3 protein-coding genes are annotated in these 17431 nt (G+C 74.2%); all 3 read left to right on the forward strand.

Going from position 1 to position 17431, the window contains the following annotated elements; genetic code table 11:
• The first annotated feature begins 6 nt into the window (after positions 1 to 6).
• The 3 genes from ACIBU0_RS35080 to ACIBU0_RS35090 are packed head-to-tail and all read left to right on the forward strand — an operon-like array spanning position 7 to position 17429.
• Entirely contained in the window at positions 7 to 13827 is a 13821-nt protein-coding gene (locus ACIBU0_RS35080; RefSeq protein ID WP_398826803.1) for an SDR family NAD(P)-dependent oxidoreductase, read from the forward strand.
• A 30-nt stretch (positions 13828 to 13857) separates the two neighbouring features.
• Positions 13858 to 16293, forward strand: a complete 2436-nt coding sequence (locus ACIBU0_RS35085; protein WP_398826805.1) for a thioester reductase domain-containing protein — start codon at positions 13858 to 13860, stop codon at positions 16291 to 16293.
• Positions 16290 to 17429, forward strand: a complete 1140-nt coding sequence (locus ACIBU0_RS35090) for an alpha/beta hydrolase (protein WP_398826807.1) — start codon at positions 16290 to 16292, stop codon at positions 17427 to 17429. Before ACIBU0_RS35085 ends, ACIBU0_RS35090 begins: the two co-directional genes overlap by 4 nt.
• Positions 17430 to 17431 lie beyond the last annotated feature (2 nt).

Genomic DNA, 17431 nt, shown 5'->3' on the forward strand with positions numbered 1-17431 from the left:
GTCTACATGTCTGCGCACGAGACCCCGAAGCAGTCCCCCCAGCCGTCCCTCACGACACCAGAGGACGTGCGGGCCTGGCTGGAGTCGGCCGTCGCCGAGGCGGCCGGGCTCGACCCGCTGACGGTCGACCCGGACCGCCCGGTCGCCGAATTCGGGCTGGGGTCGCGGCAGTTGGTGGTGCTGGCCGCCGAGCTCTCGACATCGACGGGCCGGGCCCTGGATCCCTCCCTGATCTTCAACCATCCCACCATCGCGGCACTCGCCGAAGCGGTGTTCGACGACGGACCCGCCCGCACAGGGACACGACCGGCCGCTGCGGCCGAGGTACCCGCACGGCGCGACGACGGCATCGCCCTGATCTCCATGGCCTGTCGTTTCCCGGGCGGCGCCGACCACCCGGAGGCGCTCTGGCGCCTGCTGGCCGCGGGCGAGAACGCCGTCACCGAGGCTCCGGCGGGCCGTTGGGACACGCAGGCGCTGCACGACCCCGACCCCGAGACCCCCGGCAAGGCCTACTCCCTGCACGGCGGCTACCTCTCCGGCATCGACCGCTTCGACGCGAGCTTCTTCGGCATCTCGCCGCGCGAGGCGGCGGCCATGGACCCACAGCAGCGGCTGCTCCTGCAGACCGGCTGGGAGGCGATCGAACGCGCCGGGATCGTGCCGCAGACACTGAACGGCAGCTCCACGGGCGTCTACATCGGCCTGTACGACAGCGGATACCTGGCCTCGGCCGCCCTGGACCAGCTCGACGGCCATGTCGGCACCGGCTCGGCGGCAAGCGTCGCGTCCGGCCGCATCGCCTACACCCTCGGCCTCCAGGGACCGGCGGTCACCGTCGACACGGCCTGCTCCTCGTCCCTGGTCGCCCTGCACCTGGCGGCGCAGGCGCTGGCGGGCGGCGAGTGCGACCTGGCGCTGGCCGGCGGCGTCACGCTGCTGGTGACCCCGCGTGCGCACGTCGAGTTCAGCAGGCTGCGGGGACTGTCGCCGTCCGGGCGGTGCAGCCCGTTCTCGGCGGACGCCGACGGCGTGGTGTGGGCCGAGGGCTGCGGCGTGGTCCTGCTCAAGCGGCTCGCCGACGCACGCCGTGACGGCGACCGGATCCTCGCCGTCATCAAGGGCTCGGCGATCAACCAGGACGGCCGCAGCCAGGGCCTCAGCGCCCCCAACGGCCCCGCCCAGGAGCGGGTGGTGCGCGCCGCTCTCGACGCCGCCGGGCTGCGGCCGCACGACCTGGACCACATCGAGGCGCACGGCACCGGCACCCGGCTGGGCGACCCCATCGAGGGCCGGGCCCTGGCCGCCGTCTTCGGACCGGACCGCACCGCCGACCGTCCGCTCGGCGTCGGCTCCCTGAAGTCCAACCTCGGCCACACCCAGGCCGCCGCGGGCATCGCCGGCGTCATCAAGACCGTACTGGCGCTCCAGCACGAGCGGATGCCGGCGTCCCTGCATGCCGAGGCCCCGACCGAACACATCGACTGGGCGCACAGCGGTCTGCGCGTACTCGGCGAGGCGCAGCCCTGGCCACGGCACCCCGGGCGGGTGCGGCGGGCCGGGGTGAGCGCGTTCGGGATCAGCGGTACCAACGCCCACGTGGTGCTGGAGGAAGCGCCCGAGGAACAGCCACAGCCGCCCGCCGCCCCCTCCGGTACGACCCTCTTCCCGCTCTCCGCCCGCACCCTCACCGCACTCCGAGGACAAGCGGACCGCCTCCTCGAACTCCTCCGGCGACAGCCCGAGTTGCCCCTCCCGGCCGTGGCCGCGACCCTGGCCCACCACCGCACCCACTTCGAGCACCGAGCCGTCGTCGGGGCGAACGACCGCGCCGAACTGCTCACGGCCCTGCAAGCGCTCACCGAGGACCGGCCCGACACCGACCTGACCGTCGGCCCCCAACAGGTGACACCCCCAGGGAAGTTGGCCTTCGTCTTCCCCGGGCAGGGATCCCAGTGGCCCGGCATGGCGCGCGATCTGCTCGACCGCGACCCGGTCTTCGCCGACGAACTCGACCGCTGCGCCGCCGCCCTGCGCCCGTTCACCGGCTGGTCGGTCACGGCCGTGCTGCGCGGCGACGCGGGCGCCCCGCCCCCGGACCGCGTCGACGTCGTCCAGCCGGTCATCTTCGCCGTGATGGTGTCCCTGGCAGCCGTCTGGCGCGCTCGCGGCATCCGGCCGGACGCGGTCGTCGGGCACAGCCAGGGGGAGGTGGCCGCCGCCTGCGTCGCCGGGGCGCTCAGCCTCAACGACGCGGCAGCGGTCGTCGCCCTGCGCAGTCAGGCCCTGACCGAACTGTCCGGCACCGGCACGATGGCCGTCGTCGCCCTGCCGCACACCGAGGTCGAGACCCGGCTGGCCGACCACGGCGGCACCCTCGCCGTCGCCGCCGTGAACAGCGGTCGCTCGACCGTCGTCGCCGGTGCCGTGGACGCGGTGGAGGCCCTGCTCGCCGACCTCGACCGGCACCAGGTCTTCGCCCGCCGCCTCGACGTCGACTACGCCTCCCACAGCGACCGGGTCGAGCCGGTCCGCATGACGATCCTCGACGAACTCGACGGAGTCACCGCCTGCCCCACGTCCGTCGCCTGGTACTCCACGGTCACGGGGGAGCCGGTCACCGAGGAACTCGACGCCGGCTACTGGTACACCAACCTGCGCGAACCCGTCCGCTTCGCGCCCACCGTCGAGCGCATGGCCGCCGACGGCTACCGCTGCTTCGTCGAACTGAGCCCGCACCCGTCGCTGCTCACCGCCCTGCGCACCATCGACGAGGACCTGATCGCGGTCGGCTCGCTGCGCCGCGACGAGGACGGTCCCGCCTGCCTGGACCGCGCCGCCGCCGAACTCCACGTCCACGGACGGCGGATCGACTGGCGCCGCCTGGTTGCGCACACCACCCCCGCGGATCTGCCGACGTACGCCTGGGACGCCCAGCGGCACTGGACCGAGCCCGCCGCCCCCGCCATCGGCCCCGGCTTCTTCGACCGCGCGGCCCACCCGTTGCTCGGCATCCAGCTCCAGTCGGCCGACGAGACCCGCTGGACCTTCCGGGGCGAGTGGTCCCCGACCACCGCCGACTGGCTGCCCGACCACACCGTCTTCGGCCGGACCGTCGTCTCCGGCACCACCCTCATCGAACTCTGCCGCGCCGCCCTCGCCACGGCCCGCCCGGACACCCCGGCCGATCTCACCGACCTGCTCCTCCTGGCACCCCTCACCCTGCCCGCCGCCGGCACGGTCGAGGTGTCCGTCGAGGTGGTCGCCGTGGGGGGCGTCCCGGAGATCACGGTCCACAGCCGTCCACGCGGCGGGGAAGCCACGGACTGGACGCTGCACGCCACCGCCACCGCCACCGCCACCGCCTCCGCCGCAGCCTCCACCCCGGCGCCGGCCGACGAGCCACCCCCGTGGCCCGAGACGGCCGGACCGGCCTGGGGCGAGGACACCTACGAGCGGCTGACCGCACTCGGCCTCGCCTACGGTCCCGCCTTCCGGGGCGTACGACAGGCCGCCGCGACCGGCGACGGCACCGTGCTGGCCCGTCTCTCGCTGCCACTCGCCGCCCGTGACGCGGCCGACCCCTACCCGGTGCACCCGGCGCTCCTGGACGCCGCCCTCCACGTAGCCGCCGCCCTCGACTCCTCCGACCAGCGTGTGCTGCTGCCGGTCGCGGTGGCGCGCTGCGTGCTGCCGCCCGGCGGCGCGACGGACCTCACCGCGTCCGTACGCCGGACGGACGGCCCCGGCACGGACCTCGTCCTGGACGTCAGCCTGTGGGACGCCGACGGCTTCCCGGCGGGCCGCCTGGAGGGGGTACGCCTGCGGGCCGCGCACCCGGCCGAACCGAACAGCGGCTCGGAGAACGGCCGGCACCTGTACGAGGTGGCGTGGACGGCCGTACCGGAAGAGACGGCCGACGCGTCCGGCGGCCGGTGGGCCGTGCACGGCGACCCGGCGGATCCGGCCGTTGCGGCGGCCCTGGGCGAGCTGCGTGCGGCGGGCGTCCAGGTCACCGACGAGGGCGCCGAGACCGTCGTACGGCTCTGGCCGCGACCGGCGGCCGACAGCGAACCGGCCGCCGCGGCCCACGAACTGGCGACGACCGCCTTGGCCGAACTGCAGGCCCTGATCGCCCTTCCCTCGGGCGAGGCGCCCGCCCGCACGATCTGGGTGACCCGCGGGGCGATCGCGGCCGCCGACGGGGACACGGTTCCCGGGTTGGCCCAGTCGGTGCTGTGGGGCCTGGCGCGCAGCGCACGCGCCGAACACCCCGATCTCGGGCTGTCCCTGCTCGATCTCCACGACGACGAACCGCTGCCGCTCACGGCACTCCCGTATGCCGAGGAGCCGGAACTGGCCGTGCGCAAGGGAGAGTTGCTCGTCCCGCGCCTCGTGCGCGCCCGCCCCTCCCCATCCGCCTGCCCCGCCCCGATCCCCACCGACGGCACGGTGCTGATCACCGGCGGGCTCGGCGCGGTAGGCCGCCGGATCGCCCGCCTGCTGGCCGAGAACGGTGTCCCCCGCCTTCTGCTGACGTCCCGTCAGGGAGCGGAGGACCCCCGCACACCCGACGTCACCGCCGAACTGACCGCACTCGGCGCCGAGGTCGAGGTCGCCGCATGCGACGTCGCCGACGCGGCAGCCGTGGCCGTGGTGCTGAACCGCGTCGGCGACGAGTCGCCCCTGCGCGGCGTCGTCCACTGCGCCGGAGTCCTCGCCGACGGTGTGGTGGCCGAACTGACCCCCGAGCGTCTCGCACAGGTGCTGCGCCCCAAGGTCGACGGCGCCGCCCACCTGCACCGGCTCATCGCCGGCCACCCGCTCGACCTCTTCCTGCTGGTCTCCTCGGCCGCCGGAGTCGTCGGCAACCCGGGCCAGGCCAACTACGCCGCCGCCAACGCCTTCCTCGACCAACTCGCCCATCACCGACGCGCCTCGGGCCTGCCCGGCGTCTCGGTCTCCTTCGGCGCCTGGGCGGGCGAAGGGCTCGCCGCCGAGCGCGCCGACCTGGAGGGGATGGCCCGCCGCGGGCACCGCGCTCTCACCCCCGACCAGGGCCGTGAGCTGACCGAGCTGTGCCTGCGGCGCGACGCCCCGCACACGGTGGCCTGGGCCCTGGACCTGCCCCGGCTGAGAACCGCCGCACCGACGGAGGCACTGTGGCGCTCCCTCCTCCCCGCGCCCCGCCACGCCCGCCCCGACGGCCACACGGTGGCGGACCGGCTGGCCCGGCTGCCGGAGCGCGAACGCGCCGCACGCGTCCTCGCCCTCGTCCGCGAGGAGGCCGCGCACGCCCTCGGCCTGCGCTCGGCGGAATCCGTCCGTCCCGACCAGCCGCTGCGCGACCTCGGCATGGACTCCGTGACAGCGGTCGACCTGCGCAACCGCATCAGCAGCCGCCTCGGCAGCAAACTCCCCGCCACCCTGCTCTTCGACCACCCCACGCCCAGCCGTCTGGCCGAGTACCTGCTGACCAGCGCCCTGGCGACGACCGGCCGCAGGAGCCGCCGGACCGCGCCCGCGTCCCGGCCCTCCGCGGAGGAGCCGGTGGCCCTCGTCGCCATGGCCTGCCGCCTGCCCGGCGGCGTGAGTGACCCGGACGGCCTGTGGCGTCTCGTCGCGGAGGGACGGGACGCGGTCGGACCGTTCCCGGCCGAGCGGTGGGACGTCGAGGCACTGTACGACCCCGACCCGGACGCGCCCGGCAAGTCCTACGCGCGCGAGGGCGGCTTCCTCGACGACATCGACTCCTTCGACGCGGGCTTCTTCGGCATCACCCCGAAGGAGGCGGCGGCCATGGACCCGCAGCAGCGCCTCCTGCTGGAGACCGCCTGGGAGTCGCTGGAGCGCGCCGGAATCGTGCCCGCAGACCTGGCGGGCAGCACCACGGGCGTGTACGTCGGCATGTTCGGCAGCGACTACCTGTCCGGCACCCGGCTCGACCACCTGGACGGCTACGTCGGTACGGGCTCGGCCCTGAGCGTCGCCTCGGGCCGCCTCGCGTACACGCTCGGGCTGAACGGTCCCGCGCTCACGGTGGACACCGCGTGCTCGTCGTCGCTGGTGGCCGTGCATCTGGCGGCGCAGGCACTGCGGGCGGGCGAGTGCGATCTGGCGCTCGCCGGCGGCGTCACCCTGATGGTCACGCCGCAGACCTTCGTCGAGTTCAGCCGGCTGCGCGGCCTGTCGCCGACGGGGCGTTGCCGTTCCTTCTCCGACGCCGCCGACGGCGCCATCTGGGCCGAGGGCGCCGGCATGGTCGTCCTGAAACGACTGAGCGACGCCCGGCGCGACGGCGACCCGGTGCTGGCCGTGCTGCGCGGCACCGCCGTCAATCAGGACGGCCGCAGCCAGGGCCTGTCCGCGCCGAACGGGCCCGCGCAGGAGCAGGTGATCCGACGGGCGCTGGAGCGGTCCGGACTCGCGCCCGCCGCCATCGACCACGTCGAGGCGCACGGCACCGGCACGACCCTCGGCGACCCGATCGAGGCGGGTGCCCTCGCGGAGGTCTTCGGCCGCTCGCGTCCCGAGGGCCGCCCGCTGTACCTGGGCTCCCTGAAGTCCAACGTCGGGCACGCCCAAGCGGCTTCGGGCGTCCTCGGCCTGATCAAGGTGGTGCAGTCGCTGCACCACCAGACCCTCCCGCGCACCCTGCACGCCGGCACGCCCAGCCGCCACGTCGACTGGGCCGACAGCGGACTGCACCTGCTGCAGGAGGCGGTGGCCTGGCCCGCGTCGGCGGAGCGGGTGCGGCGCGCGGGGGTGAGCGCCTTCGGGATCAGCGGCACCAACGCGCATGTGATCGTGGAGGAAGCCCGGTCCCCGGCAGCTGAGCCCGTGGCCGAACTGCGCGCGGGCAAGCACCTGTTCGTCCTCTCCGCCCGCAGCGAGGCAGGTCTGCGCGGCCAGGCCGCGGCCCTCGCCCGCCACCTCGCCGCCGACTCCGCCCCGCTGCCGAACGTCGCCCACACGCTCGCCCGCCACCGCAGCCACTTCGAGCGGCGCGCGGCGGTCGTGGCCCAGGACCGAGACGAACTGCGGTCCGCACTCAGCGAGCTGGCGGACGGACGCATCCACCCGCCCCCGCTCCGGGAGGAGCACCCGGGCAAGGTCGCCTTCGTCTACGCCGGGCACGGCGGTCAGTGGCCCGGCATGGCCCTGGACCTGATGGCCGAGTCGGAGGCGTTCCGAGAGGAGCTGACGCGGATCGACGAGGCGGTGCGGCGGCGCGTCGGCTGGTCGGTGCTCAACGCGCTGCGGGCGCCGGAGGAGTTCTCCCCGCTGGAGCGGACCGAGTATCTGCAGCCGACGCTGTTCGCGGTGAACGCGGCACTGACGGCCGCCTGGCGCGCGCTCGGCGTCACCCCGGACGCCGTGACCGGCCACAGCCTCGGCGAGATCGCCGCCGCGTACTGCGCGGGCGCCCTCACCCTGGACGACGCCGTGACCGTGGTGACCGGGCGCGCGCAGGCGGTCGTACCGGTCGCGGGGAAGGGCGGCATGCTCTCCTTGGACCTGCCGCGCCCGCGCGTCGAGGAGCTGCTCGTCCCGTATGCCGGGCGGCTGTTCGTCGCCGCCGTCAACAGCCCGCACTCCACGGCCGTCTCCGGAGACGGCGAAGCCCTGGCGGAGCTGCGCCTCAGTCTCGACGGCCAGGGGATCGAGGCGCGGCCGCTGTCGACGCCGTTCGCCTCGCACACGCCGCTGATGGCCCCGCTGCGCGACGAACTGCTCGACCGCATCTCCGGTGTCCGGGCCGCCGCGGACACCGCGACTGCTCTGTACTCGACGGTGCTCGCGCAGCCCGTGCCCGGCGACCGCCTGGACGCCGGCTACTGGTACGCCAACCTCAGCGAGCCCGTCCGCTTCGCGGACACGATCCGGCGCATGCTGGACGACGGCTACCGTCTCTTCGTCGAGCTGAGCCCGCACCCCTCCCTCGGCGCGTCCATCGAGGCCGTGGCCGCCGACGCCGGGATCGATGCGGTGAGCGTCGGCTCGCTGCGCCGCCAACAGGGCGGGCGGGACGTACTGCTGCGCAGGCTGGGGGAGTTGTACGCCGCCGGTCACACACCCGACTGGGCGGCGCTGTTCCCGGCGGGCCGCCGCGTCGACCTGCCCCCCTACGCCTTCGCCCGCGAACGCCACTGGCGCGCGCCCGCCCCCGCCGCCACGACCGCCGCCTCACCGCTCCTCGGCACGCACGTCGAGGCCAGCGACGAAGCCGACCGGCACCTCTTCCAGAGCGAGGTGGACCTGCGCGACAGCCGCTTCGCCTATCTGGCCGACCACAAGGTCACCGGCGAGGTGTGGCTGCCGGGGGCGGCCTTCCTCACCATGGCGCTGGAGGCCGCGTCGGCCGTGCGGGACGGTGGCGACGCACGACTGGACCGGGTGAGATTCCTCCGGCCGCTGCGCCTCGACCAGTCCCGGCCGACACGGCTGCAACTGGTCCTGCGCCCCGCCGCCGACGGCTTCCGGGACTTCACCGTCGCCTCGGCGCCCGCGGCGCGCGGGCAGTCCACGCGCTGGGAACACCACGTGAGCGGACGCATCGCCGTCAACCCCGGCGAACCCGACTCCACCACGGGCGACGCGCTCCCCGCACTGCGCGCCCGGTGCACCGACCAGGTCGACCTCCCTGCCGTCTACGCCGCTCTCGCCGCCCTCGGCATCGACTACGGCCCCGCCTTCCGAGGCCTGGAGTCGGGCCACCGCACCTCGTCCGCGAGCCTCGCCCGACTGGCCGACCAGCCCGCCGCCGGCCATCTGCTGCACCCGGCCGTCCTCGACGCCGCCTTCCACGCAGCCGCGCTGCCCGGCAACGCACCCCAGGGGCGGGCGTTCGTGCCCGCCGGCGTCGGACGCCTTCACCACACCGGACTGCGCACCACGCCCGCGTGGGTGACGTGCGAGCTGCGATCCGTGTCCGGCGACACCGCCACGCTGGACCTTCGGCTGTACGACGAGAGGGACCAACTGCTCCTGGAGGCCGAGGAGTTCGAACTCGCCGCGCTCTCACCCCTGGACGGCGCCCTGTTCGAGACCCGCTGGCAAACCCGCCCGGTCGCCGACGGGCCGCCCGCCCGGGGCGGCTGGCTGATCCTGGCCGACGAGTCGGGTGTGGCCGCCGGCCTCGTCGAGCGGCTGGGCACCACGGTGCCGTATGTGATCGCTCGCAGGGGCGAGGAGTTCGCCGCCGAGGGTGCCGGCCGCTACGTCCTCGACCCGGCCGACCCGCAGCACCTGGCCCGCCTCCTCGACGAGGCCTACGCGAGTGAACCACCCGAGCGAGTCGTCCAGCTGTCGGCACTCGACGCGCCCCCGATCGAGGACGCCGACACGGCCGACGAGGCCGCCCGGCTGTGCTGCCTGAGCACCCTGCACCTGGTGCGCGCGCTCGCGGACCGCACGCACGGCCCGTCGCCCCGCCTCTTCGTCGTCGTACGGGGCAGCCAGGCCGCCGGGGACAGCACACGGGTGACACACCCGCAGCAGGCGCTCGCCTGGGGCTTCGGTCTCGCGGTGGCGCAGGAGCACCCGGAGCTGAGGACCACCCTCGTCGACCTCCCGCCGACGGACGGCGACGAGGGGCTGTGGGACCAGCTGCGGCACGCCGACGACGAACGGCTCGTCGCGCTGCGCGACGCCGGACGACTGGTACCGCGCCTGACCCGCACCCGCCCGGACGACGGCGGGCAGGGGGCCGTCAGGCCGGACGGCGCGTACCTGATCACCGGTGGCCTGGGCGGCCTCGGCCGAGTCGTCGCCGAACGGCTGGTCCGTCGCGGCGCCCGCCGACTGGCCCTGATGGGCCGGAGCGAGCCCACCGCGGACGCCCTCGGCTGGATCCGTGCTCTGCGAGAGCGGGGCGTGACCGTGCACGTGGCACGCGCGGACGTCGCCGACCGGGCCGGCCTCACCGCCGCCCTGGACGCCGTACGCCACACACTCGGCCCCATCACCGGCGTCGTCCACACGGCCGGTGTCCTGGACGACGCCACGATCGCCAACCTGACCGGGGAACGCGTCATGCGCGTCCTCGCCCCCAAGGTCCTGGGCACGGCCCTGCTCACCGAACTGATCCCGGACGCACAGGACTTCATCCTCTTCGCCTCGGCGGCCGGACTGCTCGGCTCGGCCGGACAGAGCCCCTACTCGGCGGCCAACGCCTTCCTCGACGCCTGGGCGCACCACCTCTCCCGCACGGACCGCCGGGCGCTGAGCCTGGACTGGGGCGCCTGGTCGGGCGTGGGCATGGTGTCCGAGTCCGACGCCCGCGAGGCCGGGACGGCCCGCTCGGGTCTGGTCGCCTTCTCCGCGCAGGACGGCGGTGAGCTCTTCGAGCGTGTACTGACCACCGCGCGCCGCCAGCTGGCCCCGATGGCGCTGGACTGGGACCTGCTGGCCCTCGACCCGGACGCGGCCCGCACCCGCCCGATCCTGGCCGACCTGGTCACCGCCCCCACGGGCACGCCGGGCACGGACGACCTCGTCCAGAAGGTGTTCGCCGCGACGACCGACGCCGAACGTGCCCTGCGACTGGAGGCGTACGTCCGCTCCCGGGTCGGCGAGGTCTCCGGCGGCGCCGTCCAGGTCTCCGCGACCACGGCCCTGAAGGAACTCGGCCTCGACTCCTTGATGCTGGTGCGACTGCGCAACGCCTTCGCCCGCGAGCTCGGCGTCGAACTCCCCGCCGCGACCGTCTTCTCGGCCGCCGACATCCGCGGGCTGGCCCGGGCCTTGAGCACGGCGTTGCCCGAACGGGACACCACCGCACCGCACGAGCGGCGGGCCACGGCCCCCGACGGGCCGCGACACGCCACCGAGGTCCCGGCAACCGAACTGCACCCCGCGACCCGTGACGTCGTACGGCTCCTGCGCAGCGCCCAGCCCGGCATGCCGGACGCCGCCCACGCCGTCGGCCTCGCCGTACGCCTCACCACGCCGACCACCCGCGAGTCCCTCACCGGCGTCCTGACCCGCCTCACCGCACGGCACGCGGCCCTGCGCACCGCCGTCGTCACCGCCGCCGAGGGCGGACGGCAGCTGCGGGTCGACCGCGAACTGGCGGGGCCGCTGCTGCACTGGACGGTCGTTCCGGAGGGCACCGACATCGACGCCGCCGACCGGCTGCGCGAGCTTCTGGAACCCTCCTTCGACCTGGCGGCGGCGTCCCTGTGGCGATTCGAACTGCTCGACGGCGGGGATCGCGGCCAGGTCCTGGTCTACGGCGCCCACCACGCCGTCAGCGATCTGCAGTCGCTGCTGCTGGTGGCGGGCGAGATCGACGCCGAGCTGTCCGGCCAGGCCCTGGGCGACACCGTCACCAACCGCGACATCACCCTGCTGATCGAGGCCCAGCAGACCACCGAACAGACCGGTGGGGAGACCGATGAGCAGGCCGATGGGCTGGGTGACGCGGGTGAATGGCGTGAGGCGTTCCAGGGCAGCGCCCGCCTCGACCTGACCCTGAGCCGACCGCGCCCCCAGACCCGCACGTACCGCGCCGGCAGCGTCACCGTGCCGATCCCCGACGGCCTCATGGAGCGGATCTCGGCCGCCGCGAGCCGCCTCGCCGTGACCCCCGCCGCCTTCTGCCTCGGCACCCTGACCGTCCTGCTGGCCAGGAAGCGCGAGCGCGAACGCTTCGTCCTCGCCGTGCCCGTCGACACCCGTATCCACGCCGATGCCTACGACGCGGTCGGCTTCTTCGGCGTGCCGGTGCCGTTCCCCGCCGAGGCGAACGCGCAAGAGCCGGTCGAAGAGGTGCTGCGGCGCACCGACGGGCGTCTGCAGCGGGTGCTGACCAAGGGCGCGATGTTCTCCGACGTGCTGCCGGTGCTGGCACAGCAGGGTCTGTACCGGGCGAACGCGCCGCTGGTCGAGGTCTACTTCAACTACGTACGCGCCGCGGGCAGATTGGCCGGCCTGGAGGTGCTCCCCGCGGGCACGGGCTACTCCGACCTCGACCTGATGATCACCATGACGCCGGACGCGGGACGGATCCGCCTCGACCACAACCTCGACATCCTGGACGCGGCGGCGGTCACCGGGCTGGGGGAGGAACTGCTGCGCCTGCTCGCGGAGATGGCCGAGGATCCGACGGGATCGGTGGGTGTGACGCGGGCGGCGGCCGACGATCCGACGGGGCCGGTGCGGGCGACGGGGCCGGTGCGGGTGACGCGGGCGACGGCCGAGGGAGACTCCGCGGTGCCGTCCCGGACGCTCGGCCTCGCCGCCACGTTCGCCCTGGGCGCTCTGCCCCTGATGTGCGAGACGGCCGTCGACGAGTCGCTACGGGACGGCAGCGTGACGACCGTCGCGGAGGCGCCGTACCACCATGTTCTGGCGAGCCTGCGCGATCCGTCCGGGGTGTTCGCCGACCCGGCCACCACGGTGGGCATCGTGCTGCTGCGGGCGGCGGACCTGCAGCGGTTCGGCCCGGTGGACGACGCGGTGCTCGCCGAACTGCGCGCCGCCTACCCGGCCGCCCTGCGCGCGGTGGCCGAGCGCACCCGCAAGCCGCTGATCGTCGGCTTCCTGCCCACCGCACGGCAAGAGGACCGCTTCAGCCGGTGGGAACAGGAGATCGCCGCCGAACTGGCCGACACCCCCGGCATCGCCGTGCTCGGCCCCGACGACTGGACCCGCCATCAGCCCGTCGAGCAACGCTTCGACGAGCGGACCGAACGCCTGGCCCACCTCCCGTTCACCCCGCACTTCCAGGCGGCCGTGGCCCTCCGCCTCGCCGAGATCGTCCAGGCGGTGCGGCGCCCCGCGCCGAAGGTGATCGCGGTCGACGGCGACGAGACCCTGTGGGGCGGCGTGGCCGGGGAGATCGGCCCCGAGGCCGTCGACCTGACCGGCCCCCGTGCCCTGCTCGCCCGCAGGCTGGCGCAGTGGCGGGCGGCGGGCGCGCTGCTCGTGCTGGTCAGCAACAACGACGAGGACACCGTCCGCGCCGTACTGGACCGCCCGGACAGCCTCCTGAAGGCGGACCACTTCAGCGTGCTCTCCGCGGCCTGGGGTCCGAAGCCGGAACGCCTGGCCGAGGCCGCGCGCACACTCGACCTCGGCCTGGACAGTTTCCTGTTCCTCGACGACAACCCGGCCGAGATCGCGAAGATGCGCGCCGCACTGCCGCAGGTGCTGTCGGTGACCTGCCCGCCGCACGCCGAACTACCCGATCTGCTGGGCCGGATGTGGCCGCTGGTCCCTGCCGCCGCGACGGCCGAGGACACGCTGCGGGCGCGGTTCTACGAGCAGGAGCGGGAGCGGGACGCCGTACGCGAACAGGCCGGTTTCGAGGAGTTCCTGGAGCAGCTGCAACTTGAGGTGGACATCCGGGCCCTGTCCGACGCGGATGTGCAACGGGCCGAGCAACTCGTCCGCCGTACCAACCAGTTCACCCTCCGCGCCCGCTCCGCCGACGGCGGCGACGTCGCCCGATGGCGCGCACAGGGCGAGGTCTGGACGGCCGCGGCGCGTGACCGCTTCGGTGACTACGGCCAGATCGGACTCCTCGCCCTGCGCCGCGAGGGCGATCAACTCGATGTGCTGGCCTGGCTGATGAGCTGCCGTGCCCTCGGCCGGGGCGTCGAGGAACGCCTGCTGCAGTGGCTGGCCGGCCGCGCCGAGGAACTCGACTGCGCCAAGGTCCGCCTGACGGCGGAGCACACCCCGCGCAACACCCCGGCGCGCCGCCTGGTGTCGGCGCTGGGCGGCGGCGATCCGGACGACGACCGGCTGGAGACCGTGGTCACGCCGGAGCAGCTGCGCGGGTTCCGCTCCTGGCGCGGACCGCTCGGACAACAGCGATGAAGGGGCAGGGCAACTTGGTGAAGGGTTCTCATGCGTGAAGTGAACGTGTCGGCAGCCGCCGAACAGCGGGCGACGGCGGAGGCGATAGAGCGGGGTGGTGTCGGTCTGACCGTCACCGACCTGCTCGCGAAGGTCACGTCGGCTGTGGCCGCTGGACCGGGTGCCGAGGAGCCTGCAGCGCCCGATCGGACCGGCCCGAGTACGGCGTCGTCGGACGACACCGACACCGACACCTACACCGACATCGACAGCGGCACCGACAGCACACGGCCACGTGATGTGGACACCCTCGCCTTCGTCATCGCAGCCGTGGCGGGCCGTTTCCTTCCCGCAGGCCGGCTGTCGCCCGACGCCGACTTCTTCGACGCCGGGGGCACCTCAGTGAACGCCGTGGAGCTCGTCGCGGCGCTGGAGGACGAGCTGGGCCTGGAGCTCGACCTGGACGAGGTGTTCGCCGACGCCCGGCCGATCAGCCTGGCCAAGCGCGGGCTGGACGGCGTCGGCACCGGCACCGGCGTCGCAGCGGTCGTACCGCCGGCGCCCACACCGCTCGCGCCCCCCGCCCTCGCCGCCCCACTCACCACCGCGGCTCCCGTCGACAACACTCCCGTCGACAACGCCCCCGAACACTCCACGGCCCGCCCCCAGGACCTCACCCAGATACTCGCCGACCTGGCCCTCGCCGACCGCCTCCCCTTCACCGCCGCACCCGACCCCCTGCCACCCCGCCGCGTCCTCCTGACCGGCGCCACCGGCTTCCTCGGCAGCCATATGCTCCTGGACCTGCTGCGCCACAGCGACGCCCACGTCCACTGCCTGGTGCGCGCCGCGGATGAGGGGGCTGCCGTCGCCCGGCTCGGCGAGGCCCTGAAGAGCTACTCGATGCCCTGGTCCTCGGAGGTCCGCCGCCGCATCACCGTGCTTCCCGGCGACATCCGCGAACCCCGCCTGGGCCTCAGCGACGACGTCTGGCACACCCTCGCCCAGGAACTGGACAGCGTCGTCTCGGTCGCGGCCGCCGTGGACTTCCTGCGCGGCTACCAGTCCCTGCGCGCCGGCAACGTCCTCGGCGCCCTCACCCTCGCCGAACTCGCCGCGACCGGCCGCCCCAAGCCCCTGCACCACATCTCCTCGATCGCCGTCTTCAACGAGGTCGGCATCGCCTCCATGGGCGAGGACGACCCGCTCGCTCACATCGACCGCCTCGTCGCCGGCTACGACCAGACCAAGTGGGCCGCCGAAGTGGCCCTGCGCCGCGCCCGCGACCACGGCCTGATCGTCACGGCCCTGCGCCCCGGCGGCATCGGCGGCCACACCAGGACCGGCGCCTACAACCCCCAGGACCTCAGCAGCGGCCTCGTCTCGGCCTTCGGCCGCTTCCGCACCGTCCCGGCCTTCCGCCACCTCAACGCCGCCCCCGTCGACTGGGTCAGCCGGGTCGCGGTCGCCGTCATCTGCGAACCCGACGCCTGGGGTTTCGACTACAACCTCACCGGCGTCCCCAACACGCTCGACGACGTGGTACGGGACATGGCCCTCGGCGGCATGCACGTCCGCGTACAGGACTGGGACGAGTGGCGCACCGACGCCCTGGCCCGCCTCCAGGCCGACCCGGTCCCCGAACTCGCCTTCCTCACCCGCGTGTTGCAGAGCTCCACCGCCCTGAAACTGTGCGAGGCGACCCTCACGGGCCCGGCCGCCACGGCCGAACGCACCACAGCCCTCGTAGCGGCCCTCGGACTCCCGCCCGCCGCCCGCTACGACGCCCGGGCCCAGCTGAAGACCTTCGAACGCCTCGCCCACGACGGCCTGGCCCGCCTCCCGCACAGGGACGACCAGCCCTACCTGTGGTTCACGGAGACCACCGAGGGCACCGTCGGCCCGGTCGGAGCCAGGCCCGACACCCCTTGCTCGATGTCCCTCACCCTGTCCATCGCGAGCATGCACCAGCTGGTGACGGACCGCCGCATCGACGTCCGCGGCGAGCTCGTCTGCCCCGCCCTGCACCCCGAGCCGCTCACCGTGACACGCGGCGACATCTGGATCAGCCCCGACGAAGGCATCCCGCACCGGCACGGCCTGCGCCACCCCCTCCTGCGCTACCGCCTGCAGGTGACCGACGGCGACGGCGGCCGCTGGTGGCTGGAGGGGCACAAGTACGCCCGCGCCCGCCGCGACGTCTGGCGCCAGACCCGCGCCCTCACCGTGGAACTCGGCCGCGAGGGCGAACCGGCGAGCCTGGCCGGCGAGGTCGTCGTCCCCGCCGACTCCTACCTGCGCGACCAGATCGACGGCATCAAGGTCGACCCGCGGCTGACCGGCCAGGAGAAGCGCGCCGCCAAGCTCACGTGGCTCGCCTGGTTCGGACTGGAGATGGGCCGCGGCCTGATCCGCCCCTTCGCCCGGGCCGCCGCGGACCTCCTCGACCTGCGCCGCACCCCGACCCCCACGGAGCACCACCGATGATCTTCCGCACATCCAACCCCGGAACCGCCAGGCCGGTCCTGCGCAAGGTCAGGACCACCACGGCCCTGCGCTCCCTCCACCACCGCCTCGCCCCGGCGTCGGTCGAGGAGATCCCGTTCCACACGTCCGACGGTGTACGCCTCGGCCTGACGCGCGTCCGCGCCGGCGACTCGAACCGCCCCGCCGTGCTGCTCCTGCACGGACACACCGCGTCCTCCGACATGTTCCTGCTGCCCGAGACCCGCAACCTGGTCGACGTCCTCCTGGACGAGGGCTACGAACCGTGGCTGCTCGACTGGCGAGGCAGCTGCCGCCTGCCGTACAACGAGACGGGCCCCCGCTACACCTACGACGACGTCGCGCTCCACGACATCCCCGAGGCAGTCCGCCACATCCGCGCCCGCGTCGGCGACCGCCCCCTCTTCGTCGTCGCCCACTGCATGGGCGCCCTCGCCCTGTCCCTGAGCATGACGGCGGGCCTCGTCCCCGGACTCGCGGGCGTGGTGGCCCAGGGCGTGTTCCTCACCCCCAAACTCGCGGGCCGCACCTCCCTGCGGATGACCCTGGCCGGAGAACTGCTGAGGTCCCGTATCGACCACATCCCCGTCGACTTCCGCAAGGTCGGCCTGTGGTCGAAGTACACCCCGCTGTTCGCGCTGGCCTCCCGCAGGGCGACCTGCCCGGACCCCACCTGCCAGATCCTGCACAACTCGGCCTGGGGGACCGGCGCCTCCCTCTTCGTCCACGAGCACCTGACCGACACCACCCACAGCCGCCTCGCCGAACTCCTCGGCCCCGCCCCGCTGTGGATCCTGCCGCACCTGCGCCGCATCGAACTGGCCCGCACCGTGGTCCGCTGGCACGACACCGACCACCGCTACCGGGCGCTCCCGCAGAACGCCCTGGACGCGGCCGCCCGCATCGACACGCCGCTCCTGCTGCTGGCGGGCAGCGAGAACGGCCTCTGGCTGGACTCACAGCGGCTGTGCCGCGACGTCCTCGCCCACCGCCAACCCCAACTGGACGTCACCTACACCGAGATCCCGGGCTACGGCCACCTGGACACCTTCCTCGGCAGAGGAGCGGCCCTCGACGTCTTCGGGCACATCCTCGATTTCCTGGGCGAACGCCGATGACG

It is taken from the genome of Streptomyces sp. NPDC049627 (assembly GCF_044465645.1).
In the GTDB taxonomy this organism is placed as follows: Bacteria; Actinomycetota; Actinomycetes; order Streptomycetales; family Streptomycetaceae; genus Streptomyces.